General features: G+C 60.3%; 24 protein-coding genes and 1 pseudogene. 17 read left to right on the top strand and 8 right to left on the bottom strand.

The genetic code is table 11. The features are described from left to right. Positions 1–140 precede the first annotated feature (140 nt). The gene (locus tag FHT86_RS17830) at positions 141–941 is read right to left on the bottom strand and encodes an undecaprenyl-diphosphate phosphatase (RefSeq protein WP_133708160.1); all 801 of its coding nucleotides are present in this window, start codon (positions 939–941) and stop codon (positions 141–143) included. A 151-nt stretch (positions 942–1,092) separates the two neighbouring features. Here FHT86_RS17830 and FHT86_RS17825 point away from each other — a divergent pair, with 151 nt between their 5' ends. From FHT86_RS17825 to FHT86_RS17815, 3 genes are read left to right on the top strand one after another with little or no spacing between them, the layout of a single operon-like run. Next, positions 1,093–1,785: a glutathione S-transferase family protein gene (locus FHT86_RS17825; protein WP_133708159.1), complete on the top strand. Its 693-nt coding sequence runs from the start codon at positions 1,093–1,095 to the stop codon at positions 1,783–1,785. A gap of 12 nt (positions 1,786–1,797) precedes the next feature. Further along, positions 1,798–2,955 (top strand): tRNA epoxyqueuosine(34) reductase QueG, encoded by a 1,158-nt coding sequence (queG, locus tag FHT86_RS17820; protein WP_133708158.1) that lies wholly within the window; start codon positions 1,798–1,800, stop codon positions 2,953–2,955. Beyond that, the gene (locus tag FHT86_RS17815) at positions 2,955–3,827 is read left to right on the top strand and encodes an SDR family oxidoreductase (RefSeq protein ID WP_133708157.1); all 873 of its coding nucleotides are present in this window, start codon (positions 2,955–2,957) and stop codon (positions 3,825–3,827) included. The genes queG and FHT86_RS17815 overlap by 1 nt, the downstream gene beginning before the upstream one ends. 306 nt (positions 3,828–4,133) lie before the next feature. On the opposite strand, the gene FHT86_RS38665 is transcribed toward FHT86_RS17815, so the two are convergent. Further along, positions 4,134–4,346, bottom strand: coding sequence for a hypothetical protein (locus FHT86_RS38665; protein ID WP_312862415.1), 213 nt, complete (start codon positions 4,344–4,346; stop codon positions 4,134–4,136). Here FHT86_RS38665 and FHT86_RS17810 point away from each other — a divergent pair. Next, positions 4,243–4,590, top strand: a complete 348-nt coding sequence (locus FHT86_RS17810; RefSeq protein ID WP_312862414.1) for a septal ring lytic transglycosylase RlpA family protein — start codon at positions 4,243–4,245, stop codon at positions 4,588–4,590. The two genes, FHT86_RS38665 and FHT86_RS17810, sit on opposite strands and share 104 nt — an antisense overlap. A gap of 216 nt (positions 4,591–4,806) precedes the next feature. Then, on the top strand, positions 4,807–6,096 hold the full coding sequence (locus FHT86_RS17805) for an RsmB/NOP family class I SAM-dependent RNA methyltransferase (protein ID WP_133708155.1): 1,290 nt from the start codon (positions 4,807–4,809) through the stop codon (positions 6,094–6,096). A gap of 7 nt (positions 6,097–6,103) precedes the next feature. Here FHT86_RS17805 and FHT86_RS17800 read toward each other — a convergent pair whose 3' ends face one another. Next, positions 6,104–6,607, bottom strand: coding sequence for an HPP family protein (locus FHT86_RS17800; RefSeq protein WP_133708154.1), 504 nt, complete (start codon positions 6,605–6,607; stop codon positions 6,104–6,106). Between the two features lie 216 nt (positions 6,608–6,823). Between FHT86_RS17800 and FHT86_RS17795 the strand changes: the two genes are divergently transcribed. The 4 genes from FHT86_RS17795 to FHT86_RS17780 are packed head-to-tail and all read left to right on the top strand — an operon-like array spanning position 6,824 to position 11,915. After that, positions 6,824–8,110 carry an imelysin family protein gene (locus tag FHT86_RS17795; protein ID WP_133708153.1) on the top strand — a complete coding sequence of 429 codons (1,287 nt, stop codon included), beginning with the start codon at positions 6,824–6,826 and terminating at the stop codon, positions 8,108–8,110. Between the two features lie 45 nt (positions 8,111–8,155). Then, positions 8,156–9,715, top strand: coding sequence for a di-heme oxidoredictase family protein (locus FHT86_RS17790; RefSeq protein WP_133708152.1), 1,560 nt, complete (start codon positions 8,156–8,158; stop codon positions 9,713–9,715). Further along, on the top strand, positions 9,715–10,824 hold the full coding sequence (locus FHT86_RS17785; protein ID WP_133708151.1) for an imelysin family protein: 1,110 nt from the start codon (positions 9,715–9,717) through the stop codon (positions 10,822–10,824). Before FHT86_RS17790 ends, FHT86_RS17785 begins: the two co-directional genes overlap by 1 nt. A gap of 5 nt (positions 10,825–10,829) precedes the next feature. Beyond that, the gene (locus FHT86_RS17780; RefSeq protein ID WP_133708150.1) at positions 10,830–11,915 is read left to right on the top strand and encodes a DUF1513 domain-containing protein; all 1,086 of its coding nucleotides are present in this window, start codon (positions 10,830–10,832) and stop codon (positions 11,913–11,915) included. Positions 11,916–12,024: 109 nt separating this feature from the next. Here the strand turns inward: FHT86_RS17780 and FHT86_RS17775 are convergent, their stop codons facing one another. Then, complete coding sequence (locus tag FHT86_RS17775; RefSeq protein ID WP_133708149.1) at positions 12,025–12,705, bottom strand: GntR family transcriptional regulator; 681 nt, start codon at positions 12,703–12,705, stop codon at positions 12,025–12,027. A gap of 334 nt (positions 12,706–13,039) precedes the next feature. Here FHT86_RS17775 and FHT86_RS17770 point away from each other — a divergent pair, with 334 nt between their 5' ends. After that, positions 13,040–13,837, top strand: coding sequence for an alpha/beta fold hydrolase (locus FHT86_RS17770; protein WP_133708148.1), 798 nt, complete (start codon positions 13,040–13,042; stop codon positions 13,835–13,837). A gap of 118 nt (positions 13,838–13,955) precedes the next feature. Here FHT86_RS17770 and FHT86_RS17765 read toward each other — a convergent pair whose 3' ends face one another. Continuing rightward, entirely contained in the window at positions 13,956–15,032 is a 1,077-nt protein-coding gene (locus tag FHT86_RS17765; protein WP_133708147.1) for a DUF2252 family protein, read from the bottom strand. Positions 15,033–15,190: 158 nt separating this feature from the next. On the opposite strand from FHT86_RS17765, the gene FHT86_RS17760 reads away from it, so the two are divergent. The 3 genes from FHT86_RS17760 to guaA all read left to right on the top strand — a co-directional run bounded on the left by FHT86_RS17760 (position 15,191) and on the right by guaA (position 17,935). Beyond that, positions 15,191–15,640, top strand: coding sequence for a PaaI family thioesterase (locus FHT86_RS17760; protein WP_133708146.1), 450 nt, complete (start codon positions 15,191–15,193; stop codon positions 15,638–15,640). Further along, positions 15,637–16,278 (top strand): 5'-methylthioadenosine/S-adenosylhomocysteine nucleosidase, encoded by a 642-nt coding sequence (locus tag FHT86_RS17755; RefSeq protein ID WP_133708145.1) that lies wholly within the window; start codon positions 15,637–15,639, stop codon positions 16,276–16,278. Before FHT86_RS17760 ends, FHT86_RS17755 begins: the two co-directional genes overlap by 4 nt. 94 nt (positions 16,279–16,372) lie before the next feature. Further along, positions 16,373–17,935 (top strand): glutamine-hydrolyzing GMP synthase, encoded by a 1,563-nt coding sequence (gene guaA / locus FHT86_RS17750; protein ID WP_133708144.1) that lies wholly within the window; start codon positions 16,373–16,375, stop codon positions 17,933–17,935. A gap of 99 nt (positions 17,936–18,034) precedes the next feature. Here guaA and FHT86_RS17745 read toward each other — a convergent pair whose 3' ends face one another. Then, the gene (locus FHT86_RS17745) at positions 18,035–18,475 is read right to left on the bottom strand and encodes a hypothetical protein (RefSeq protein WP_133708143.1); all 441 of its coding nucleotides are present in this window, start codon (positions 18,473–18,475) and stop codon (positions 18,035–18,037) included. Between the two features lie 106 nt (positions 18,476–18,581). Between FHT86_RS17745 and FHT86_RS17740 the strand changes: the two are divergent. Continuing rightward, positions 18,582–18,683 (top strand): annotated as a pseudogene (locus FHT86_RS17740) (GMP synthase); the annotation flags it as partial. Positions 18,684–18,727: 44 nt separating this feature from the next. Here the strand turns inward: FHT86_RS17740 and FHT86_RS17735 are convergent. Continuing rightward, positions 18,728–19,639: a LysR family transcriptional regulator gene (locus FHT86_RS17735; RefSeq protein WP_133708142.1), complete on the bottom strand. Its 912-nt coding sequence runs from the start codon at positions 19,637–19,639 to the stop codon at positions 18,728–18,730. 120 nt (positions 19,640–19,759) lie between these two features. On the opposite strand from FHT86_RS17735, the gene FHT86_RS17730 reads away from it, so the two are divergent. Further along, positions 19,760–20,884, top strand: coding sequence for an alkene reductase (locus tag FHT86_RS17730; RefSeq protein ID WP_133708141.1), 1,125 nt, complete (start codon positions 19,760–19,762; stop codon positions 20,882–20,884). Between the two features lie 47 nt (positions 20,885–20,931). Here the strand turns inward: FHT86_RS17730 and FHT86_RS17725 are convergent, their stop codons facing one another. Then, positions 20,932–21,897: a LysR family transcriptional regulator gene (locus tag FHT86_RS17725; protein ID WP_133708140.1), complete on the bottom strand. Its 966-nt coding sequence runs from the start codon at positions 21,895–21,897 to the stop codon at positions 20,932–20,934. 132 nt (positions 21,898–22,029) lie between these two features. Here FHT86_RS17725 and FHT86_RS17720 point away from each other — a divergent pair, with 132 nt between their 5' ends. Together FHT86_RS17720 and FHT86_RS17715 are read left to right on the top strand one after the other, a co-directional pair. Continuing rightward, positions 22,030–22,848, top strand: coding sequence for a class I SAM-dependent methyltransferase (locus FHT86_RS17720; RefSeq protein ID WP_133708139.1), 819 nt, complete (start codon positions 22,030–22,032; stop codon positions 22,846–22,848). Positions 22,849–22,870: 22 nt separating this feature from the next. Then, entirely contained in the window at positions 22,871–23,395 is a 525-nt protein-coding gene (locus FHT86_RS17715; protein ID WP_133708138.1) for a hypothetical protein, read from the top strand. Positions 23,396–23,433 lie beyond the last annotated feature (38 nt).

Genomic DNA, 23,433 nt, shown 5'->3' with positions numbered 1-23,433 from the left:
GCCTTCCTTTTTCCCAAAATTGCGATGCTAGAGCGGTTCAGCGTTTCACGGAATCGCTTTCCCGCTCTATCCTTCGCTTTGCGCATTCCGGACGGAAAACCGCTTCGCACTTTTCCTGGAATTGCTCAGGAGCATCCGCCTCAGCCGATCGTGTAAAGCCCGATCAGGCCGAGAATGCCGATGATGATGCGCCACCAAGCGAAGGGGGCGTAGCCACGGCGCGAGACGAAGTCGAGCAACGCGCGGACCACGAACAGCGCCGATATGAAAGCGGTGATGAAGCCGATGACAATCAGCAGGCCCTGGTCCATGCTGAGATCGTGACGGTTTTTCCACAAATCCAGCGCGAAGGCGCCGGCCATGGTCGGCATGGCGAGGAAGAAGGAAAATTCGGCTGCCGAACGCTTGTCGGCGCCGAGCAACAAGGCACCGACGATGGTCGAGCCGGAACGGGAAGTGCCGGGGATCATTGCCAAACACTGGAAGAAGCCGATCTTGATCGCCATCGGCCAGGAAAATTCGTAGGCACTGGTATATTTGGGCTTGAACTCGATCTTGTCGATGACGAGCAGGACGATACCGCCGAGGATCAGCGAGACGCAGATGACGATCGGCGAATTGAACAGCACACGCGTGATGAAATCATGTGCGATCGCACCGATAACCGCAGCTGGCAGAAAACCGAAGAGAACGGCGAGCACGAAATGCCGTGCCTTGACGCTGACCGGCAGCGCTTTGGCGATTTGAACGAGACGATTGAAATAGACGAGTAAGATGGCGAGGATCGCACCGAGCTGGATCAAAACGTCGAAAGTAGCAGCGGATTGGAAGCCGAGGAAATGTCCGATTAATATCAAATGACCCGTGGAAGACACGGGAATGAACTCCGTCAGGCCTTCCACAAGGCCTAAAACGAGAGCGATAATAATTTGTTCAGCCATATTGTGTCCTTTGTCAGACGGCGGGGCGGCCCGATTCGCTTGTATTAGCTAGGCCAAACTCCTATAGCTTCAACCGATGACGTATGACTAGGGCCGCAAAAAGGTGGACCCGAGACTTCTATAAGCATCAATCGCAAAAGCCTGAGTATCAATGCCGACGCTGTATCATCACTCCATGTCATCTCCGTCACGGTTCGTCCGTCTGATCCTGACCGAATACGGCTATCAGACGGAGCTGATCGAGGAACAGACATGGGAAAAGCGACGCGACTTTCTGGCGCTCAACCCCGCCGGCACCCTGCCCGTCTATGTCGATGACAGCATGCGGGCGCTCTGCGGCGCCACCGTCATTTCCGAATATCTCGACGAGACCCATGGCGTTCTGAAGCGAGACCGCCGGCTTCTGGCCGAAGACCCGTTCCAGCGCGCCGAGATCCGCCGTCTGACGGAATGGTTCATGCAGAAGATGGAACAGGACGTGACGCGGCCTTTGGTGCGCGAACGGGTATATAAGCTGCAGATGACCGCCGACCAGGGTGGCGGCGCTCCCGATTCCAAGCTGATGCGCATGGCGCGCGGCAATATCCGCCAGCACATGAAATATCTCTCCTGGCTTGCGGGTTCCCGCCAATGGCTCGCCGGCGACCGGCTGAGCTACGCGGATCTCGCGGCGGCCGCCTCCATTTCCGTTCTCGACTATCTCGGCGAGATCGACTGGATGGAATCGCCCGTTGTCAAAGAATGGTATCAGCGGATGAAATCGCGCCCATCCTTCCGCCCGATCCTGGCGGAGCGCGTGCGTGCTGTCACGCCGGTATCCCACTACGCCGATCTGGACTTCTGACGAGGGCTGGATATGCCCGAAGACCGTGCAGCAGAAAAAGAAAGCAAGCGACGGCATACACTGACCGCTTTTCTTCGCGACGAAGCGCGGGCGCAAGGGTTCGATCTCTGCCGCATCACCCTGCCGGATGCGATTCCCGAGGCCGGTGTCAGGCTCGACCAGTTCCTAGAGCAAGGCTATCACGGCACCATGGCGTGGATGGAGGAGACCCGCGAACGCCGCGGTAACCCACACATGCTCTGGGGCGATGTCCGTTCCATCGCTGTCTTCGGTCTGAATTACGGCCCCGAGCAAGACCCGCGAGGCATTCTGGAAATGCCCGACAAAGCGGCCATCTCCGTCTATGCCCGCAATCGCGACTATCATGACGTCATCAAGGGCCGGCTGAAAGAGATCGCCACCCGCTTTGCGGCGCGCTCGCAAGAAGACGTCAAGGTCTTCGTTGACACCGCGCCGGTCATGGAAAAGCCGCTGGCGGCCGCGGCAGGGCTCGGCTGGCAGGGCAAGCACACCAATCTCGTCAGCCGCACACACGGCTCATGGCTGTTTCTCGGCTCGATGTTCACGACAGCCGATCTCGAGCCGGATCAGGCGGAGATCGATCACTGTGGGTCCTGCCGCGCCTGTCTCGACGTCTGCCCGACGGCAGCTTTCCCGGCGCCCTATCAGCTCGATGCGCGCCGCTGCATCTCCTATCTCACCATAGAGCACAAGGGAGCGATCGACCCGGCGCTCAGGCCGCTGATCGGCAATCGCATCTATGGCTGCGACGACTGTCTCGCCGTCTGTCCCTGGAACAAATTCGCCAGCACCGCGTCCGAGATGAAGTTGGTTGCCCGCAACGACCTGAAGGAGCCGTCGATCGCTTTTCTGCTTGGTCTCGACGATACCGCCTTTCGCAGCTTCTTCAGCGGCTCGCCGGTGAAGCGCATCGGCCGCGATCGCTTCATTCGCAATGTGCTGATCGCTGCCGGCAATTCCGGAGAACGTGCGTTGATCGCGACCTGCCGCGTTCTGGCGGCCGATCCCTCGCCTGTGGTGCGCGGCATGGCCGTCTGGGCACTGTCGCGGTTGATGACGGCTGGCGAGTTCCGCACTTTTGCGGCAGAAAGAGGTGACGAGCCGGACGCGGATGTCCGCGCGGAATGGACAATGGCGGGAGTTGCATGATGCATGTGATGATTTTCGGCTGCGGCTATTCGGGAACGGCCATCGCCAAGGCGTTCGCCGGGCCTGGCATTCGGATCACCGGCACGACCCGTTCGGCCGACAAGACCGACCTCCTCGCCAAGGAGGGCATCGAAGCTTTCGTTTTCGACGGCGAGACGCTCGATCCTGCACTGAGCGAGGCGATGAAATCCGCTACCCATCTCATCCAATCGATCGCGCCCGGCAAATCGGGTGATCCGCTGCTGCGGCTGGCACATCTAAATATCCGCGCGCTTATGCCGAAGCTCGAGTGGGTTTGCTACCTTTCTACCGTCGGTGTCTACGGTGACCAGAAAGGCGCATGGGTCAGCGAGGAAACACCGCTGCACCCGGTTTCCGACCGCTCGGTCGAACGGGTCGAAGCGGAGGACGGCTGGCATCGCGTCGGTATCAGGCTCGGCATTCCGGTTGCCGTGCTCAGACTTGCCGGCATCTACGGTCCCGGCCGCAACGCCTTCTGCAATTTGGAAAAAGGCACGGCGCGGCGGCTGATCAAGCCGAACCAGGTGTTCAACCGCATCCGCGTCGAGGATATCGGCGCCTGTGCCAAGTTCCTCTCCGATCGTAAACTGGGCGGCATGTATAATGTCACCGATAACGAACCCGGTCCGCCGCAGGATGTCATCGTCGAAGCTGCCCGTCTGATGGGCATCGAGCCGCCGCCGGAACAACCTTTCGAAACAGCCGAACTGACGCCGATGGCGCGTTCGTTCTATGGTGAGAACAAGCGTGTTTCGAACGCAAAACTGCGCGCCCTCGGCTTCCCATTCCGCTATCCGGACTACCGCATGTCTCTCGCCGAGCTCTGGTCTTCGGGGCGCTGGCGCGGCTAAGCGATCGCGGGATCAACCCACGGAATCGCACGAAAATTCCTACTAATCCATATTGACTAGTTCAATTTGCTCCACATTTATGGTTAATGGTCTCTGAAATTGCACAAATGCGGCAGCAAATAAGGCGAACTCGGAAAATTATTTTTTCAAAATTCGTGATCTTTTGCATTGCAGTAGGAAGTTGGGAAAATTCGTTCAGTTTTTAACTGATTTCATTAGGTTTTTTCCATTTTTCCTTAATTTTGGCTATTGGTAATATTAATCGTCATAAATCACATATGTTACAGGCTGTAACATTCCGTGATATTAGAAGGCACTTTTTTGCCATTTTTCGCCCGATTTAAGCCCTCGCCGCTCACCAGGCGCAAGTTCAATTGCTTGAGGGAAAATCGGTTTGAAGAAAATCAATCGTTCTATTGCGATCATCGCAACTATATCCGCCTCTTTTGCTATCCTTTCCACGGATGCATTTGCAGCAAGGGGATGCGGGGGCGCATCATGGTACGGGGGAAGCTCCAAGACTGCTTCCGGGGAACGTATGAGTTCCGCCAATTTTACTGCCGCCCACCGCTCACTTGCTTTCGGCACGCGCCTGAAGGTGACCAACAGTCACAACGGTCGCAGCGTCGTCGTTCGTATCAACGATCGAGGACCTTTCATTCGAGGGCGCGTACTGGATCTCTCCCGTGCTGCAGCGCAGGATATCGGTATGGTTTCGTCCGGCACGGCGAAGGTTTGTTACGATATCGTCGCCTCGAAGTGACCGGCGGATTCGTCGGGAACGATCCCGGCGTTTGGGCGTGACGCTTGCTCTCTCCGTCAATCGCGGCTACCACGCGGTTGAGACGTCTCAATAATCTGCCGCCACGTGCTTATTTCGTGCGGATTGATGAGGTGTCAGTGACACTTTGGTGGGCGCATGAGCCTTTCTGAAAATCCACGGTGATTTCGGGGTCATGCGCAAGCAGGAGAATAGTGAATGCGTTTGGGCGGCCGGCTGCAGGGGGCCATCGAAGTTCTTGCCGATATCGAAACGCGCAAGCGACCGGTGGCCGACGCCCTAAAGGATTGGGGACTGGCCCATCGCTTCGCCGGCTCCGGCGACCGCGCCGCAATCGGCAATATCGTCTACGATGCCCTGCGCATGCGGCTATCGCACGCCTGGTTGATGGATGACGACAGTCCCTCCGCCCTCGCCCATGCCGTACTCTTTCGCCAATGGAGCCTGACGCCGGAGGCACTGGCCGCCGAACTTGACGGCGATAAATTCGCGCCCGAGCCGCCAAGCACCGACGTGCTGGCCGCTTTTGCCGCCCGCAAGATCGAGGATGCGCCCCGCCATGTTCAGGGCGATATTCCGGAATGGGTCGAGCATTCCTTTCAGCAGGCATTCGGTGACGGTTGGCTTGCTGAGGCGCAGGCATTGGCCGAACGGCCGACGCTCGATCTGCGCGCCAATGCGCTAAAGGCCAGCCGCGACAAGGCGGTGAAGGCTCTGGAACGTGCCGGAGCGCATGTCTCGAAAATCGCCCGCTACGGCATCCGCATTCCTGCCGGCGAAGGTGCATCGCGCCTGCCAAATGTCACCGCCGAACTCTCCTTCCAAAAAGGCTGGTTCGAGGTGCAGGACGAGGGGTCTCAGATCGTTGCCGATCTCGTTCTGCCCGAAGAAGGCGACCAAGTGCTCGATTATTGCGCCGGCGGCGGCGGCAAGACACTCGCCATGTCGGCGGCAATGCACAATAAGGGCCAGGTCCACGCCTATGATTCCGATCGCCGGCGGCTGGCACCGATCATCGAGCGACTGAAGCGCGCCGGTACGCGCAACGTCCAGGTTCATGACGAAAGAAACGGCCTGCTCCCGCTGCGGGGCAAATTCGACAAGGTGCTGGTGGACGCCCCCTGCACCGGCACCGGCACCTGGCGCCGCCGTCCCGATACAAAATGGCGACTGACGCAGAAGAACCTCGACGAGCGCACCAGCCAGCAGCAGGAAGCGCTGGCCCAGGCCGGCGAATTCGTGCGCCCAGGCGGCATGCTGCTCTATGTCACCTGCTCGGTTTTGCCGGAAGAGAATGAAACGCAGGTCAGCCGCTTCGCGGCCAACAATCCGGACTTCGAAGTGGTCGAGGCGCTGAGCTCCTGGGAGAAGTTGTTCGGCAGCGATGCGCCGAAGCCGCGCTCATCCGACGGCAAGACCATCACGCTGACGCCGGCCTCGACCGATACCGACGGATTCTTCTTCTGTCGGCTGCAGCGGAAGCGGTAAGAAAGGTTCACTCCGCCCGCAGCGGGTATTGCTGCTTCGGCGGAATGAGATGATGCAGCACGGCGATGGCGATCAGCAGCAGGCCGCCGAGACCGACCACGGTAAACAGTGTCAAAGCCCATAGATGCGAGCCGAGGGCCACCAACGGCACGGCGCCGGCCGGCGGATGCGTCACCCTCAGCATCAACATGCCGGCGATGGCGAGGCCAACGGCAATGGCCGCCGCCCACCAGAGGCCTGGAAACAGCGCCATGGCGAGGCTGCCGACCAGCGCTGCCAGCAGATACCCGCCGAGCACGTTGGCCGGCTGCGCCAGAGGACTTTTGGGCTGGCCGAAAATCAGCACAGCCGTCGCGCCGAAGGGTGCGATCAGCAGCGGAAATCCGGTTACGATCGTCAAAGCGCCGACAGCAACCATACCAGTGACGGCGCCGGCGCCGGACTTCAGATGTCCGTGCCAATGGCCTTTCGGTTCATGGCGATGAATGAAGTGCTTGAAATGGCGATGCATGGAAGATCTTGGCAACTCAACTGAAATCAATCTGCCTGTTTTCTGACCTGCATCTGCCGCTTTTTCAAGCAAATCCATTCCATCGCCGATGCCGGAGCAGATAATTTCCTCCCTTAAAATCATTCCAAACTAGAGTGTTTGACACCAGTTTGTTTTTATTACATGACACAAATTGCCAAGTTTCTGACGGCGCCCCCGCTGTCACAGGAGAGGATCATGAAACTGAAAGTCAATTTTGGCGCCGCCCTGGCGCTGGCCGTCGCTTCGACCGCCATGTCCAGCCTTCCGGCGCTTGCGGCCGCTCCCGAGCCGGCCGCCATCATCAAGCATTATGCAGAGGTGGCTCATGCCAAGTACCAGGATTCACTGACTACGGCGCAAACCCTGGACAAGGCGATCGACGCGCTGCTTGCCAATCCCAGCGACAAGACGCTGAAGGCCGCCCAGGCCGCCTGGATCAAGGCGCGCGTTCCCTACGAGCAGACGGAAGTCTACCGCTTCGGCAATCCGATCGTTGATGATTGGGAAGGCAAGGTGAATTCCTGGCCGCTGGATGAAGGCCTCATCGATTATGTCGACGCCTCCTATGGCACCGAGAGCGATGAGAATTCACTTTATGTCGCCAACGTCATTGCCAACAAGACAATCAAGATCAACGGCAAGGATGTCGACGCTTCGCATCTGACGCCGGAATTCCTCTCCGGCACGCTGCAGCAGGCCGGTGGTGTCGAAGCCAATGTCGCGACCGGCTACCACGCCATCGAATTTCTGCTTTGGGGCCAGGATCTGCATGGCACCGGTCCGGGCGCCGGCGAGCGTCCTGCCACCGACTACGACCTGAAGAACTGCACGCACGGCAATTGCGATCGTCGCGCCGAATATCTGAAATCGGCCTCGACACTGCTCGTCTCCGACCTGCAGGAAATGACCAATGACTGGGCGCCGCACGGCGAAGCCACCAAGCATGTCGAAGCCGATCCGAAGGCTGGACTTGCCGCCATCCTGACGGGCATGGGCTCGCTCTCCTATGGCGAACTCGCCGGCGAGCGCATGAAGCTCGGCCTGCTGCTGCACGATCCCGAGCAGGAGCACGATTGCTTCTCAGACAACACCTACAACTCCCACAACAATGCCGCCATCGGCATCGCTGCGGCCTACAACGGCAACTATACGCGCGTCGACGGCACCAGGATGAAGGGTCCGTCGCTGCACCAGCTAGTCGCCGCCAAAGACAAGGCGCTGGACAAGGAGATGGAAGGCAAGCTGAACGCTACGCTCGCTGCCATGAAGGCCATGGTTCATCGTGGCGAGACGGTCGAGAAGTACGACCAGATGATTGCCGAAGGCAACACGGTCGGCAACGCCACCGTTCAGAAGGCAATCGACGGCCTGCTCGACCAGACGAAGAGCATCCAGCGCGTCGTCGCCGACCTCGATCTGGGCACGATCAAGCTTGAAGGCTCGGACAGCCTGGATAATCCTAACGCCGTCTTCAAGAAGTAATAAAGGAGGGCGGCGGCATCCGACGATGCTGCCGCCCTGATCCAGATGATCCGCATTCCGGTTAGCAGCGCATTCCTGCCCGCCCTCGCAGCGGGCTTTGTGGTTTTTGCCGTAACGCTGGCGGCAGCCGATGTGCTGAATTTCCCGACCGTCCGCACCGATCTCTCTGCCGATACCCTGAAGAGGGTCCAGGACGTCACCCGTCCGACTGCGGATTTTTCCAAGGCCGAGCCCTATGAGGCGATGGAGAGTGGCGCAACAACGTCGATCGCCCCTGTAAGCCGCAATATTTTTTCCCAGCCTTCCGCCAATCTGGGCCTGGAGCGCGAAGAGAATTTCCATCTCGGCAACGCGCTGTTTCGCCAGCTCTGGGTCTCCTCGCCCTCCTCCACGCAGGCAACCGACGGGCTGGGGCCGTTGTTCAACGCGCGTTCCTGCCAGAGCTGTCATATCAGGGACGGCCGAGGCCATCCGCCTGAGACGGCGGGAGCCCCTGCCACGTCGATGGTGCTGCGACTGGCGCGGCCGGCGATCACGCCGGAAGAGGAACAGGCCGTCAAGGATTTCAAGACGATCAATTTACCGGATCCGACCTATGGCGTGCAGTTGCAGGATCTCGCCGTGCCTGGCCTTGCTGCAGAGGGCAAGGTAGCCGTTGCCTACACCGAGGAAACAGTGACGCTGGCGGGCGGCGAAACCGTTTCGCTGCGCAAACCGCACTATGCGGTGACCGACCTCGCCTACGGTCCGCTCGGGCAGGCAACGACGGTCTCGCCGCGCGTCGCACCGCCGATGATCGGCCTCGGCCTGATCGAGGCCATTCCCGATGCCGATATCCTCGCTCACGCCGATCCCGACGACAAGAACGGCGACGGCATTCGCGGCCGCGCCGCCATCGTCCGCGATCATCGCAGCGGCCAGCTCGCGATCGGCCGTTTCGGCTGGAAAGCACAGAACGCCACCGTGCGCGACCAGGTAGCAGACGCCTTCGTCAACGATATCGGCATTTCCACGCCCGATCAGCCGAACGCGTATGGCGACTGCACCGCTAAAGAACCGCATTGTCTCGCCATGCCGACCGGCGTGCAGAAGCGTCTTGGCGATACGGAAGCACCAGGCCCGATCCTCGATCTCGTCACTTTCTATTCCGAAAACCTCGCAGTACCCGCGCGCCGCAAGGCGAGCTTTCCCGATGTGCTGCACGGCAAGGAAATGTTCTATCAATCCGGCTGCGCTGCCTGTCACACGCCGAAATTCGTCACCCGCGACGATCTCAAGGGTAGTGACGGCAAGGCCACGGCGCAGGCCTTTCAGCTCATCTGGCCCTATTCAGACTTCCTGCTGCACGACATGGGCGACGGACTCTCGGACGGCCAGCAGGTCGGCGTGGCATCCGGACGCGATTGGCGCACGCCGCCGCTCTGGGGTATAGGCCTGACGCAAACGGTCAGCGGCCAGCAAGCCTATCTGCATGACGGCCGCGCCCGCACACTCACCGAAGCCATCCTCTGGCATGGAGGAGAGGCGGAAAAGGCCCGCAATAACTTCGCAAACCTGCCGCAGGGCGACAGGCAAGCCCTCATCAATTTTCTGGAGTCCCTCTGATGCGCCACTGGAAACCTCTCGCGGCAAGCCTTCTTTTCAGCCTCGCAGTGCTGCCCGCCGCCGCCCAGGAAGCGACAACCAACGGCGCCGGTCTGAATGAAGCGGCGGTGCCGGCGGTGTTGCAGAAGGCGGTCGACGACGTCATCCGCCCCGGATATCGGGCCATGCATGACAGCGCCTCGAAGCTGACCACGGCGATGAAGGCACTCTGCGCCGATCCCTCTGCCGCGAACCTCGCCAATGCCCAGTCCGCCTTCGGCGATACGGTCAAAAGCTGGTCGCGTATCGAGATCGTGCAGACCGGGCCGATCATCGAGAAGAACCGCTTCGAACACATCCTCTTCTATCCCGACCGCAAGGGCGTCGGCTTGAGACAAGTGCAGGCGCTGATCACCAAGTCCGACGAGCACGACACCACGGTCGAGGCGGTCGCCGGCAAGAGCGTGGCGCTGATGAGCCTGACGGCGCTGGAATATGTGCTCTATGGCAACGGCTCCAGCGTTCTCAGCACCGAAAAAGAGGGATTCCGCTGCCGCTATGGTGCGGCCGTCGCCGGCAATATCGAAAACACCACCAAGGACATCGCCGACGAGTGGGACGATCCGAACGGCGTACAGAAGTCCTGGAAGAACCCCGGCAAGACGAGCGACGATTTCATGGACAACAAGGAAGCCGTGACGGCGCTGCTCGGCATCCTCGTGCACGGTGCGGAGAACGTCCGGGATCAGCGGCTCGAAACTTTCTACAAGGGCGACCCCGCGGCGGCACGGCCGAAAATGGCAATCTACTGGCGCTCCGGCAACACCTGGACATCGCTGTCAGGCAATCTCGAAGGGCTGAAGACGCTCTGGGAAAGGGCCGACATGGCCACCCTCCTGCCCGCCGACAAGCGCAACATCGCTGACAAGATCGACACTCTGCTGAAGGAGCTGACCCTGACCGCACCTACGGTCAATCCCGATATCGAAGCGGCGATCGGCAATGATGCCGAGCGCGCCAAAATCGACAAGCTCCTCAATGTCAGCCGCGACCTCACCACCGGCTTCAGTGACGACTACGGGGGCGCGATCGGCCTTTCGGCCGGCTTCTCCTTTGCCGACGGGGATTGATGGCAATGCGAAGCGCGCTGATCGATCGCAGAGCCTTCGTGAAGGCGGCGGGGCTGACGTTCCTGGCGGCCTTGAAGCCCGGTATGCTGATGGCGCTGGAGCGGGCCGATGCGGTCTTTGCCTCCGGCATCCGCGCGTCAGACGGTTCCTTCGCCGTGGCGACGGTCACCGAGCGCGGCCAGATCATCGATCAGGTGGCTTTGCCGGCGCGCGCCCATGGCATGGCCTTTTCAAAGGTGACCGGCAAAACCGTCGCCTTCGCCCGCCGGCCCGGCACCTATGCTATGATCTTCGACCCATGGAACAAGGGTGAGCCCATCGTCATCGCCTCGCGCGAAGGCCGGCATTTCTACGGCCATGGCACGTTTTCCCCCGACGGAAAGCTGCTTTATGCCAGCGAGAACGACTTCGACGACAACAGGGGCATGATCGGTATCTACGACGCCCGCAATCGCTTTACGCGCATCGGCGAATACGAAACCTATGGCACCGGCCCGCATGACATGACGGTTTCCGACGACGGGAAGTTGTTGATCGTCGCCAATGGCGGCATCGAGACCCATCCGGATTTCGGCCGCACCAAGCTCAACCTCGACCATATGGAGCCGTCGCTGACGCTGATCGACGCGGCAACCGGCCGACTGATCGAGAAGCACGCCTTGCCGCCGCAATATGCCCAGGTGTCTACCCGGCATGTCGACATCGACGCCCAAGGCCGCATCTGGTTCGCCTGCCAATATGAGGGCCATCGCAACGACCTGCCGCCGCTCATCGGCCATTTCTCCAAGGGAGAGGACCTGACCTTCGTCCCCCTGCCCGACGACACCACTCGTGCCCTCGGAAACTATATCGGCGCCATCGCCGTCAACCGTGCCGACAACCTTGTCGGCGTCACATCACCGGTCGAAGGCACGTCGGTGACGCTCGATGCGAAGACCGGGGCGGTGCTGAAAGTGGAAAGCATCGCCGATGCAGCGGGCATCGCGCCGGCCGAGCATGGGTTTGCGGTATCGTCCTATGACGGCGATTTCCTGGGCGAGCACAGCGACGTCGCCTGGGACCAGCACATCGTGCGTATCGCCCGCGGCTGATCCGGACGCTGCTTAGAGCGATTCAGCTCTTCATTGAATCTCCGAACCGCTCTCTTTGTTTTCACGCAATTCCGGACGGAAAACCGCTTCGCACTTCTCCTGGAACTGCTTAAGCGAGCTTGTTGGCTTCAATGAAGCGCCGCAACGCCGTCGCTGCATTCAGCATATGCGCCCGCATGCGCCGCGACGCCATTTCCCCGTCACCTTCTGCGATTGCCTGCATGATGGCTTCATGCTCCGCCCAGGATCGATCGAGGCGCTGTTCCTGCTGCAATTGAGCGCGGCGGAAGGCCATCAGACGATTGCGTATCGCGATCGCCTGTTCAGCGAGGAAGCTGTTGTGGGTCGCGTGATAGATCGCCTCGTGGAATGCGCGATTGAAATTGTCATAGGCATCGAAATCGCCATTTTTCACGATAGCTTCGGATGCATCGTGCAGTTCGATCAGGTGGCTACGCTCCAGAGGCGTGATGCGATAGGTGGCGAGCCTTACGCACATAGCCTCGATTTCGGCTACCGTCTCGAACATGTCCATGATGCGCTCGGGGGTCATACGGGAGACGACGACCCCGCGCCGCGCCCGCACTTCGACTAGACCATTCGCCGCAAGTTGCCTTAATGCCTCGCGAACGGGGGTGCGCGAGGCGCCGAAGCGATCGGCAAGGTGCTGCTCGTCCAGTGCAGCACCCGCTTTCAGCTTACCCGTCGCGATCTCATCCGCCAGCGCGTTGCGGATACGATCGGACAACAACTCGCGATCCTCAGTCGTGTCATCTGATCCATCCGTCATTCCTGCTTCTCCGATGTCCATTGTCGCTTGTATGCAAAAACATTCGCATGCCTCATCTTTGCATGCAAATAACTCATCACGCAACGGTTACGCATCCAATTGTTGACAGATATCGTTTTTAAGAATACAAAAGCACTCAACGGGGATGCTTTTGCATACACAAAAGCAGCCTCGATACTCAGCCGGAATGCAAGACGGGGCGCATTTGATCCGTGTATAAGGGCAGAATGCCGCTCGCAGAAATACAAAACCCTCCAGAAGCTCACCGCTCCGACATCCGGCGCGGACGGCTTTCTGTCGCCCATTTGTCCTCGACGCCATAAGGATCACGATGATGATGATGACCAGACGGAATTTCTCGACCGCGCTCGTTGCCGGCGCCGCCGCCTCCCTAATTTCCACGCGCGGCATGGCCGCCAGCAAACCGGCCTCGGGCGCGGCGATCCCGGCACCACCGAAGGCTCGCAACGTCGTCTTTGTACATGGGCTCTTCGCAGACGGCTCCTGCTGGACGGAAGTCATCGCGCGGCTGCAGGCCAAGGGGCTGAACTGCACGGCGGTGCAGAATCCGTTGACGACGCTTCCCGAAGCGGTGGCATCGGCACAGCGCGTTCTCGATCGCCAGGACGGCCCGACTGTCTTTGTCGGCCATTCCTTCTCCGGCATGATCGTGACGGAAGCCGGTGTGCATCCGAAGGTCTCTTCTCTGGTCTATGTCGCAGCCCGCGCACCGGATGCAGGCGAAGATTATACGGCGCTCGCCAAGACATATCCGACGCCTCCGGCATCGGCAGGCATTGTCTTCGATGGCGACGAAGGACGACTGACTGAGGAAGCCTTCCTGCGCGACTTCGCCGGCGACCTGCCCAAGGCCAAGGCAGAGGTGCTTTATGCCGTGCAGCAGCCGTTCCAAAAGGCTTTGCTGACCGGGAAGACGACTCAAGCCGCCTGGCACACCAAGCCCAGCTGGTATGCGGTCTCCACCGAAGACAGGACGATCAATCCGGATCTGGAACGCTTCATGGCCAAGCGCATGGGCGCCAAGACCATCGAGGTGAAGGCAAGCCATCTCTCGCTGATCTCGCATCCCGATACGATCGCCCATCTGATCCTGGAAGCCGCCGGGTATTGACCGATTTTTTGCCGGACTAGAGCAATTCCAGGAACAGTGCGAAGCGGTTTTCCGTCCGGCATTGCGAAAAAACAAAAAGATAGAGCGGTTCTGCGTTTCCGTGAAAAGCTGAACCGCTCTAGCCCTTCATCGCGAACTCCGCCTGCTCCATACTGATCGCAGCCGCAGCCGCCCTGGCGGAGTTCCTCAGCCAGTCCACCTCCCGCTTATCGAGATCCGCCAGAATCCCAGGAACGCACGACGCGTCGTCGGAATGGCAATTGGCGATCTCGAGGCCCATCAAGTCGAGCATAGCCGGCGACAGCAGAATCTGCGCATCGCCTTCAACTTCGATCTTGCGGCTATTCGGCGACAGGCGGCGGACCAGCAGGTTGTCGGTCACCTGGTAACGCGGATCGGGAGAGCGGGCACGGCCTGAGGCGATGACGGCCGTGCGGATCATCGTATCCGACGGATTGTGCCGGAGTGACCATGCGGACTGGGCGAGCGCTTTGACCTCGCGGATGACCGGCCCGCCGCGCCACTCGACGTCGGCAATGAAGCGTGGGCGGCCGAGGCTGCCGGTGCCGGCCGTGCGCGGCTTGGCGACGAAAGGGAGCTCCTCATCCGGCAGCGACCGCCGCAGCGCTTCAACATAAGGCGTAGGCACCGGTTTGGCCGGGGGCGGCAGATCACGGTATTTGTCCCAGAATGCCTTGCGCTCGGCATCGGAGAGGATCACGGCGTTGCGCAGCCATTTGTAATCACGTTCAAGAATGACCGGCGACGGCGCTTTCAGCCCGCGGCGATAGCCGCCGAGGATCGCTTCGGCGATGGCGCGCGGCGGCAAGTCGGCGTCGTTCCGCGCCAGGATCGCGCTCGCAGTCAGGCGCACGAGATCGAGCGCATAGGGCATGACGGCGGCATCGTCGAAATCGTTGGCGCCCCAGACCAGCCGCCCCTCATCGTCGCGCCATGTGCCGAAATTCTCCAGATGTGTATCGCCAATGGCCAGCACTTGCGGAGCGCTCGCAAGATCAGGGCAAATGTCGAAGATCGTCTCGGCCCAGCGCCAATAGGTGGCCCGGAGGAAGACGAAACCGCCGCTCTTCATCTTTTTGTATTTCTTGTCGAGATCGGATTCGTCGAGATCAGCGCCAAGCTGCGTCCGCATCCAGGTTTCGTAGGCTTTCGCCGATTGCAGGATCGTCGTCATCTCGGTTCCATCTCCAATTTCTTGATGAACATACTGAAAACCGATCATCGTGGGAAAACAATGTCGATGGCCCATCATTCCTAAGGTCGAATTCCACCGCATAACCCTTGTCCAAATTACCCTGCCATGCCAATTTCGCACCCGCGAAAGGGAACAGGATGACCGGGGAAAACAGCGGCGACTTTCGGGCGCGCATTCGGACAAGTTTCGAGCGGCAGGCGGCGATGGCAACGATCGGCGCGGAGCTCACGCGCGTCGAGCATGGCATGGTCGAGATCGAACTGCCGTTCGACGTGAAGCTGACGCAGCAGCATGGCATCCTGCATGCCGGCATCGTTGCGGCCGCGCTGGATTCGGCCTGTGGTTTCGCTGCCTACAGCGTCATCGATCCTTCGGCTTCGATCCTTACCATCGAGTTCAAGGTCAATCTGATGTCGCCGGGGCGCGGCGAGCGTTTTCTCTTTCGCGGCGAAATCACCAAGCCCGGCACCACCATCATCGTTGCCGACGGAAGGGCCTATGCCATCGGCGACGGGCCTGCCAAGCTGATTGCCTCCATGACCGGGACAATGATGGTCATCAGAGGCCGAGAGGGAATTACCGGATGAAATTCGAACTGAAACGCGTATCGGGAAAATCGATCCTGTTCGTCATGGCCGCGGAGGCGGAATACGGGCCCTTCCTGCGCTCCCGCATCGATCCGCTGATGACCGGCGTCGGCCCGGTCGAAGCGGCCATCGCCATGACGCGGGCGCTGGTTCAGCTCGAAGCGCACGACGACCTGCCCGATATGGTGGTTTCGCTGGGGTCGGCCGGATCCTCCAAGCTGGAACAGACGGAAGTCTATCAGGTCACATCGGTATCCTATCGCGACATGGACGCCTCGCCGCTCGGCTTCGAGAAGGGCCGCACACCCTTCCTCGACCTGCCCGCCACGATCGAGCTGCCGCTGCGCATTCCAGGTATCCCGGAAGCTAGCCTCTCGACGGGCGGCAATGTCATCTCAGGCGCGGACGCCTATGGCCAGATCGCGGCCGATATGGTGGATATGGAAACCTTCTCCGTGCTGCGCGTCTGCCAGATCTTCGACCGGCCGCTGATCGGGCTGCGCGGCATTTCCGATGGCCTGGTCGAGCTGCAGCACATTTCCGGCTGGACGGAATATCTGCATGTCATCGACCGCAAACTTTCCTATGCCGTCGACGGGCTGTTTACGGCGCTGGAAGACGGAGTTTTCTGGTTCTGAACAGCGTGCCGGCTGATACAATCGGGACAATAAAATCGGCTTTACCGCGATTTGCCCGATTGCCAGGGAAAGCGCTTTTCATTAAAGGCTCGCCATGACCCAGACAGCACATCCAGATACCGTTCTCATCGTCGATTTTGGCAGCCAGGTGACGCAGCTCATCGCACGGCGCGTGCGCGAAGCGGGCGTCTATTGCGAGATCGTCCCCTTCCAATCCGCCGAAGCCGGCTTCAAACGGCTGCAGCCGAAAGCCGTGATCCTGTCCGGCAGCCCCGCCTCGACCGTGGACGAAGGCTCGCCCAGAGCGCCGCAGATCATTTTCGACAGCGGCCTGCCGGTGTTCGGCATCTGCTATGGCCAGCAGACCATGTGCATGCAGCTCGGTGGCAAGGTGGAAAGCGGCCATCACCGCGAATTCGGTCGCGCCTTCCTCGACGTCAACACCGATTGTGCACTGTTCGAAGGCCTCTGGTCCTCCGGCTCGCGTCATCAGGTCTGGATGAGCCACGGCGATCGCGTGACCGCGCTGCCGGAAGGCTTTGAGGTCGTCGCCACCTCTTCGAACGCGCCTTACGCTTTCATCGCCGACGAGAAGCGCAGATATTACGGCGTTCAGTTCCATCCGGAAGTGGTGCACACACCGGACGGCGCCAAGCTGATCGGTAACTTCATCCACAATATCGCAGGGATCAAGGGTGACTGGTCGATGTCGGCCTATCGCGCCAAGGCCGTTCAGGCGATCCGCGACCAGGTCGGCGAAAAACGCGTCATCTGTGCGCTGTCGGGCGGCGTCGATTCCTCTGTCGCAGCGCTGCTGATCCATGAAGCGGTCGGCGACCAGCTGACCTGCATCCTCGTCGACCATGGCCTGATGCGCAAGGACGAGGCGGCTGGTGTCGTCGCCATGTTCCGCGAGCACTACAATCTGCATCTGCTCCACGTCGACGCCTCCGACCGCTTCATCGGCGAGCTGGAGGGCGTTTCCGACCCCGAAACCAAGCGCAAGATCATCGGCCGGCTCTTCATCGAGACTTTCGAAGAGGAAGCGAAGAAGCTCGGCGGCGCCGATTTCCTCGGCCAGGGCACGCTTTATCCCGATGTCATCGAAAGCGTTTCCTTCACCGGCGGTCCCTCGGTCACCATCAAGTCGCACCATAATGTCGGCGGCCTGCCGGAGCGCATGAAGATGCAGCTCGTCGAGCCGCTGCGCGAGCTCTTCAAAGATGAAGTGCGTGCGCTCGGCAAGGAGCTCGGCCTTCCCGACAGCTTCATCGGCCGCCATCCCTTCCCCGGCCCCGGCCTCGCCATCCGTTGCCCCGGCGGCATCACCCGCGAGAAGCTGGAAATCCTGCGCGAAGCCGACGCCATCTATCTCGACGAAATCCGCAAGGCTGGCCTCTACGACGCCATTTGGCAGGCCTTCGCCGTCCTTCTGCCGGTCCAGACCGTCGGGGTCATGGGTGACGGGCGTACCTACGAGTTCGTCTGCGCACTGCGCGCCGTCACGTCGGTCGACGGCATGACCGCGGATTTCTACCACTACGACATGGAATTCCTCGGCCGCGCCGCGACCCGCATCATCAACGAAGTCCGCGGCATCAACCGGGTGGTCTACGACGTCACGTCGAAGCCGCCGGGAACGATCGAGTGGGAATAGAGGGCGAACGGCACTCCCTTGGTTATTTTCCTGGAAGTGCCCGATCGCTAAATTTAGCAAATCGGGCCTATCCAAGGAATGACGAATGGAGTGGCGCCCTTACTTCACCGTGATGCTCATACCGCTGATATCGGCGTTGATTTGCAGGCCTACCTGCTTGCCTGTAAGTTCGAGTTGGGCGCCCTTGTCATTGGTCATGACGATCATCTGAGCCCCTTTGCCGACCGCGCCGCCACCGCCCGCTGCAGCGTACACGCCAGTCACATCTTGGGCGCGGCGAATGTGGCGCACGGTACCACTGAAATAGGTCTTAGAGGCACCGAAGGCGAGGCCGCCCGAGATGCCGCCGATCGAGATCGGATATCGGCGACCATGGAAGGTCAGCGTGCCCTCGCCTCCGGAGCCACCGACGAAGAAGGCCGCCTTGTAGACGGCGAAGCGGATCGTACCGCTGTCGGCATGCGCGGCGCTGGCAAAACTAATTCCCGCGGCGGCGATGACGGCAACCGCGGTTGAACGAAATATGGACGAAATCTTCATAGTGAGAGCTCCTAAAGATCGCCGCTTACCCAGACCGCCGGGCACGTCAGCGTCGTATTAAAGTTATAGCTGAACAGTTTCGCCTGTCATTAGTTCCAAGACACTCCTCGGCCACGCCGCGACCCGTGTGATCAATGAAGTCCGCGGCATCAACCGGGTGGTCTATGACGTCACGTCGAAACCGCCAGGAACGATCGCGTGGGAGTAACGGGGAGTAGAATGGCAAAAATAGAATGGGAAATGCGATATCGCCTAAGCGATAGCAGTCGATAGTTCACGCGCCCCTCGAACCAAACCGTCTATGACAACTCTTATTTTGGCCGGCAGCGCCTTTGTACGCGGCCAAAGGATGTTGACCGGCACCTCGCCGCCGGACATCCCATCCAGGACGGTCAGCAGCTTTCCATCCCGAATGTCATCTTGAACCATCCATAATGGAAGCTGCGCAAGGCCGTGTCCCGCTCTCACTGCCCTCTGCACCGTCTCGAAATCCTGAATTTCATGTTTGACGGAAACAGCATGCCGTGCGATCGAGCCATCGGGTTGTTTCAGCAACCAAGCAATGCGATTTCCCTGCCGTCGCCCCACGATGCAATCGTGAGCTTCAAGGTCCGTCAGGGACCGAGGAAGGCCTCGCTTCACGATATAGCTGACCGCTCCAACGATCACCATGTGCTGGACTCCAATCAGACGGGCGAGCAGGTCAGTCGAGTCGTCAAGATTGCCAATTCGCACCGCGAGGTCGATGTTTTCGCTAAGAAGGTCGACCCGTCGGTCTGTGAAACTCACGTTGAGACGTAGTGCTGGGTAGCGTTCAGCCACTTCGAGCAGCACTGGCATCACATGCAGCCGGCCGAATGCTGTCGGCAGATCGATCCGCACTTCGCCGCATGGCGTATCGCGAGCGAGTATGAGTGCGCTCTCGCCGCGATCGAGTTCGGCCAGTGCTGCGACGCAATGCTCAAGCCAAGCCTCTCCAGCAGGCGTCAAAATCAGACGACGCGTCGTTCGGTGCAGCAACTTCGATCCTAATCGAGCCTCAAGCCGCGACACCGCCCGTCCGACCGCGGACTTGGTCATGCCAAGCTCTGCAGCCACCGCGGTGAAACTACCCAACCGCGTCACCGCGACGAATTCCGCGATACCGTCAAAACGCGTGTCCATCTGCTCTTTGTAGCTCCAGGCGCAACAGTGAGTCGATCCGAGGTCATCTAATAAGCGATCATAATCGGGATTAAATCCATTGGCACATCAAATCTCGTCCCGACTAATGGAGCTTTCTCTATGCCCTCGCTATTCGACCCGTATGATCTGGGCCCTATCCACCTCAAGAACCGCATTGTCATGGCACCGATGGAGAGATCGCGTGCGAGAAACCGCGACTGGGCACCGGAGGCCGACACTGCGCGCTATTTCTCGCAGCGCGCGGGCGCCGGGCTGATTGTTACAGGCAGCATCGCCATAAGCGAGTGGGCGCGCACCTGGGCGTTCGAGCCTGGCCTCTACACGCCGACCCAAATCGAAGCGTGGCGTTATGTGGCCAACGAGGTTCACGACCATGGCGGCTTGATCTTCGGCCAACTCCGGCATGGCGGTCGCGCAAGCCATTTTTCACATCAACCGAACGGTCAGGCGACCGTCAGTTCCACCGACACGGGAGCGACGAAAGCAATCGCCATGGCCTTCGATGAGGACGGACTGCCGGCCTTCCTTGTGCAGAGCAGGCCACGCGCTTTGCGGACTGAGGAAGTGCCGCAAATCGTTGGCGAGTTCGCTCAGGCTGCGGGCAATGCTCGTGAGGCTGGACTGGACGGCGTCGAGATCCACGCTGCCAACGGTTATCTTCATGATCAGTTTATCAACGGGGCGCTCAACACACGCGACGACCGCTACGGTGGCTCGATTGAAAATCGTATTCGCTTCACGCTGGAGACGGTCGACGCGGTGATAAGCGCAATTGGCGGCGAACGCACAGGTATCCGACTTTCACCCTTCGGCCGATACAATGAGATGCCGGCGTTTGAAGACGAGGCCGAAACGTATCTGACGCTCGCGGCCGAGCTTTCCAAGCGTAACATCGCCTATGCGCACTTCAGCGACCAAACCCGATGGGCTGACGACGTCTCCATTCCCGAGAATTTTCTCCGGGCGTTTCGTAGCGCCTTTCGGGGACCTGTGATCCTCGCTGGCGGCTACCTCAAGGAAAATGGGCAGACTGCAATTGATGCGGGCGAGGCAGATCTTATTGGGATCGGGAAACCCTTTCTGGCAAACCCCGACTTGGTCGAGCGGCTACGCAACGACTGGCCCCTCAACGTATGGGATTCCGATACCTTTTATAGTGAGGGTCCCGCCGGCTACACCGACTATCCCTTATATGTCGATGAATCTGCTCGGCGATACCGATAGATTCTGCAACCGAGCAAATTCCGATTCAGCGAATTTTCTCTTTGAATTCAAGACCGAAGATTTTTGGCAGACTGGGCGCTCGGAGTGTACCCTTCACGCCGCTCGTCCGCGCGGCTCTTCACGTGATCGATGAAGGCACGCAGCTTCGGCATCACTTGATGGCGGCTGGGATAGTAGAGAAACACACCCGGCGCCATCGGCGCGAACTGCTCCAGGACGTGTACGAGTTTTCCCGCTTTAACTGGTCCAGCGGCGATTGGCTCAGGCACTTGCGCAAGCCCCATACCTTCCACGGCCGCGCCAAGCATGGTGGGAAAGTCGTGGGCGATTAGCGGCCCCGAGACAATGGCCTCGATCGGCTTGTTGCCGTTGACAAACGACCATGGCGCGATGGACCCATTCGAGCGGCGAATGCGTATGCAAGCATGTTGACGCAGATCGTCGATACGCTCGGGCCGTCCCATCCGGCTTAGATACTCGGGGCTGCCAACGACGACGAACGGGAAAGGCGGCGTCAGCCGGACCGCGACCATGTCCGCTGCGATGAACTGGCCAAGCCGGATGCCGGCGTCAAATCCCTCGGCCGCGATATCAACCAATTCTGCATTTGCGGCGATCTCCACCTCGACCTCGGGGAAGGCTTGGCAGAAGGATGCGATCAGCGGCTCCAGCAGGATCGGCACCACCGCCCGCGGCACCGTAAGGCGCAGCAGCCCGGCCGGTCGCTGCCCAAGGTCACGCGCAACCTCGCCTGCGGCGACCAGCTCCTCGAAGGCGGGCCTTGCACGCGAAAGGAATCGCTCGCCGGCTTCGGTCAGGCCGACGCTGCGCGTCGTGCGTATGAAGAGTGCTGCCCCGACACGCGCCTCGAGAGTGCGTACCGCCTGGCTGATCGCCGATGGGGTCACCCCGAGCTCCGCAGCTGCTCTGCGAAAACTGCGGTGCTGAGCAACGCTCAAGAACGCCTCTACGCCGTCGAGCGCACCTTGTCTGACTGTGAAGTTCTGCTTCATACCACGTCGATATTATCGCGAATAGTCGCTCGCGGGAAGCGGTAGTAGATCTGGCTTGCAAATCAGACGTCAGGCCGATGTTGGGGCCCAATCTCCACGGCACTGCCTGAAGGCTAGGAGGAGAACCTTGCAATGAACGATGTTCTTGTTGGCGTGCGCGATCACTATCGCGCGACCGGTCTAACCGAGAGGCTAAGGGCGGCGCTCGCTGCCCTCGGTCCGGAGGATCAGCGGCTCACGCCCCAGCAGCTCGCTGCCCTCGACCAGTTTCACACGCGTGGCCTCGCAGCGACCGCAGAGCTTGCCAGGTTGGCTGGGATCACGGCCGACATGTCGGTCCTGGATGTCGGCTCGGGCGTGGGCGGGCCGGCGCGCTTTCTGGCTTCGGCCTTTGGCTGCCAGGTTACGGGTATCGACCTCAGCGAGCTGTTCGTCGATGCTGCGCGCTATCTGACCGAGCGGACGGGACAGAGCGCGCAGGTGTCGTTCCAGACCGGCAGCGCATTGGAGCTTCCATTTGACGACGGTTGTTTCGACGTCGTGTTGCTGCAGCATGTGGCGATGAACATCTCCGACCGGACGCGGCTCTACCGAGAGATCCGGCGCGTGCTGAAGTCAGGTGGCAGGTTTGCGACCTTCGACGTCGTGTTGAACGGCGGTGAGCCGCACTATCCCGTCCCTTGGGCGCGAACGCTGGCAACGAGCTTTCTCTTAACCGCTGCCGCGACGCGCGAAGCGATTGAACCGGCCGGTTTCGGCGTGCTTGCCTGGCAAGACGACACCGAGGCCGCCAAGGCCTGGATCGCCCAACTGCGCGCGTCAGGGCCGCCGCCCTCGCCAAATCTCGGCGTGGTGATGGGACCGGACTTCGCGCAGCTTGCCGCCAACTTGGGACGAAATCTCATGGAGGGTCGGCTCGGCATCCTGACCGCGGTGTTCGAGGCCACCTGAACCAAACTTGACAGGAGATCAAATGTCCCCAGCAATCGTATTCCAGATCCATCTCGTTCTCGGTTACATCCCGTGGCTGCTTTGCTTCGGCGCATATGTCTGGCCGAGGCTTAAATCAATGGACGGGGTCGAAGCGCAACGCGCCATCGCCACGTTGCACAGTTTTCGCTTCTTCGGTCTCGTCTTCATTGTCCCTGGCGTTGTCGGCCCCAATCTGCCCGCCGGCTTCAGCACGTTCGCCGCCTATGGCGATTTCGCAGTTGGGCTGCTGGCCATGCTCGCGCTTCTCACAGTGAGAAGGCGCCCGCTCTTTTGGTCGTTTGTTGTTGCCTTCAATCTCCTGGGGACAGTTGACATCCTCGTCAACTATTACCACGGCGCCCAGCTCGGCCTTCCTGCACTCGCGGGGCAGTTGGGCGCCACATACTGGATCCCGATCATCTATGTGCCCTTGCTGATGGTCACGCACTTTGCCGCCTTTTATCTGCTGGTGCGTTCTCAGCCCAAGGCAGCGCGTTTCCTCACCGGTGATGCGGCCGCGTCATAGATCGGATTGAGCCGGACTGCATGGATTTTCGGTGTGCC

Origin of the sequence: Rhizobium sp. BK313 (assembly GCF_014193655.1) — a bacterium.
Lineage (GTDB): Bacteria > Pseudomonadota > Alphaproteobacteria > Rhizobiales > Rhizobiaceae > Rhizobium.
Note: the sequence above shows the minus strand (reverse complement) of the source record. Positions and strands in the feature narration are given on the sequence as shown.

What these genes read in the sequence shown, in the direction of transcription:
- FHT86_RS17830 (WP_133708160.1), bottom strand. Translation starts at nt 941, where the DNA reads ATGGCTGAACAAATTATTATCGCTCTCGTTTTAGGCCTTGTGGAAGGC.
- FHT86_RS17825 (WP_133708159.1), top strand. Translation starts at nt 1,093, where the DNA reads ATGCCGACGCTGTATCATCACTCCATGTCATCTCCGTCACGGTTCGTC.
- queG (WP_133708158.1), top strand. Translation starts at nt 1,798, where the DNA reads ATGCCCGAAGACCGTGCAGCAGAAAAAGAAAGCAAGCGACGGCATACA.
- FHT86_RS17815 (WP_133708157.1), top strand. Translation starts at nt 2,955, where the DNA reads ATGCATGTGATGATTTTCGGCTGCGGCTATTCGGGAACGGCCATCGCC.
- FHT86_RS17805 (WP_133708155.1), top strand. Translation starts at nt 4,807, where the DNA reads ATGCGTTTGGGCGGCCGGCTGCAGGGGGCCATCGAAGTTCTTGCCGAT.
- FHT86_RS17800 (WP_133708154.1), bottom strand. Translation starts at nt 6,607, where the DNA reads ATGCATCGCCATTTCAAGCACTTCATTCATCGCCATGAACCGAAAGGC.
- FHT86_RS17795 (WP_133708153.1), top strand. Translation starts at nt 6,824, where the DNA reads ATGAAACTGAAAGTCAATTTTGGCGCCGCCCTGGCGCTGGCCGTCGCT.
- FHT86_RS17790 (WP_133708152.1), top strand. Translation starts at nt 8,156, where the DNA reads ATGATCCGCATTCCGGTTAGCAGCGCATTCCTGCCCGCCCTCGCAGCG.
- FHT86_RS17785 (WP_133708151.1), top strand. Translation starts at nt 9,715, where the DNA reads ATGCGCCACTGGAAACCTCTCGCGGCAAGCCTTCTTTTCAGCCTCGCA.
- FHT86_RS17780 (WP_133708150.1), top strand. Translation starts at nt 10,830, where the DNA reads ATGCGAAGCGCGCTGATCGATCGCAGAGCCTTCGTGAAGGCGGCGGGG.
- FHT86_RS17775 (WP_133708149.1), bottom strand. Translation starts at nt 12,705, where the DNA reads ATGACGGATGGATCAGATGACACGACTGAGGATCGCGAGTTGTTGTCC.
- FHT86_RS17770 (WP_133708148.1), top strand. Translation starts at nt 13,040, where the DNA reads ATGATGATGACCAGACGGAATTTCTCGACCGCGCTCGTTGCCGGCGCC.
- FHT86_RS17765 (WP_133708147.1), bottom strand. Translation starts at nt 15,032, where the DNA reads ATGACGACGATCCTGCAATCGGCGAAAGCCTACGAAACCTGGATGCGG.
- FHT86_RS17760 (WP_133708146.1), top strand. Translation starts at nt 15,191, where the DNA reads ATGACCGGGGAAAACAGCGGCGACTTTCGGGCGCGCATTCGGACAAGT.
- FHT86_RS17755 (WP_133708145.1), top strand. Translation starts at nt 15,637, where the DNA reads ATGAAATTCGAACTGAAACGCGTATCGGGAAAATCGATCCTGTTCGTC.
- guaA (WP_133708144.1), top strand. Translation starts at nt 16,373, where the DNA reads ATGACCCAGACAGCACATCCAGATACCGTTCTCATCGTCGATTTTGGC.
- FHT86_RS17745 (WP_133708143.1), bottom strand. Translation starts at nt 18,475, where the DNA reads ATGAAGATTTCGTCCATATTTCGTTCAACCGCGGTTGCCGTCATCGCC.
- FHT86_RS17735 (WP_133708142.1), bottom strand. Translation starts at nt 19,639, where the DNA reads ATGGACACGCGTTTTGACGGTATCGCGGAATTCGTCGCGGTGACGCGG.
- FHT86_RS17730 (WP_133708141.1), top strand. Translation starts at nt 19,760, where the DNA reads ATGCCCTCGCTATTCGACCCGTATGATCTGGGCCCTATCCACCTCAAG.
- FHT86_RS17725 (WP_133708140.1), bottom strand. Translation starts at nt 21,897, where the DNA reads ATGAAGCAGAACTTCACAGTCAGACAAGGTGCGCTCGACGGCGTAGAG.
- FHT86_RS17720 (WP_133708139.1), top strand. Translation starts at nt 22,030, where the DNA reads ATGAACGATGTTCTTGTTGGCGTGCGCGATCACTATCGCGCGACCGGT.
- FHT86_RS17715 (WP_133708138.1), top strand. Translation starts at nt 22,871, where the DNA reads ATGTCCCCAGCAATCGTATTCCAGATCCATCTCGTTCTCGGTTACATC.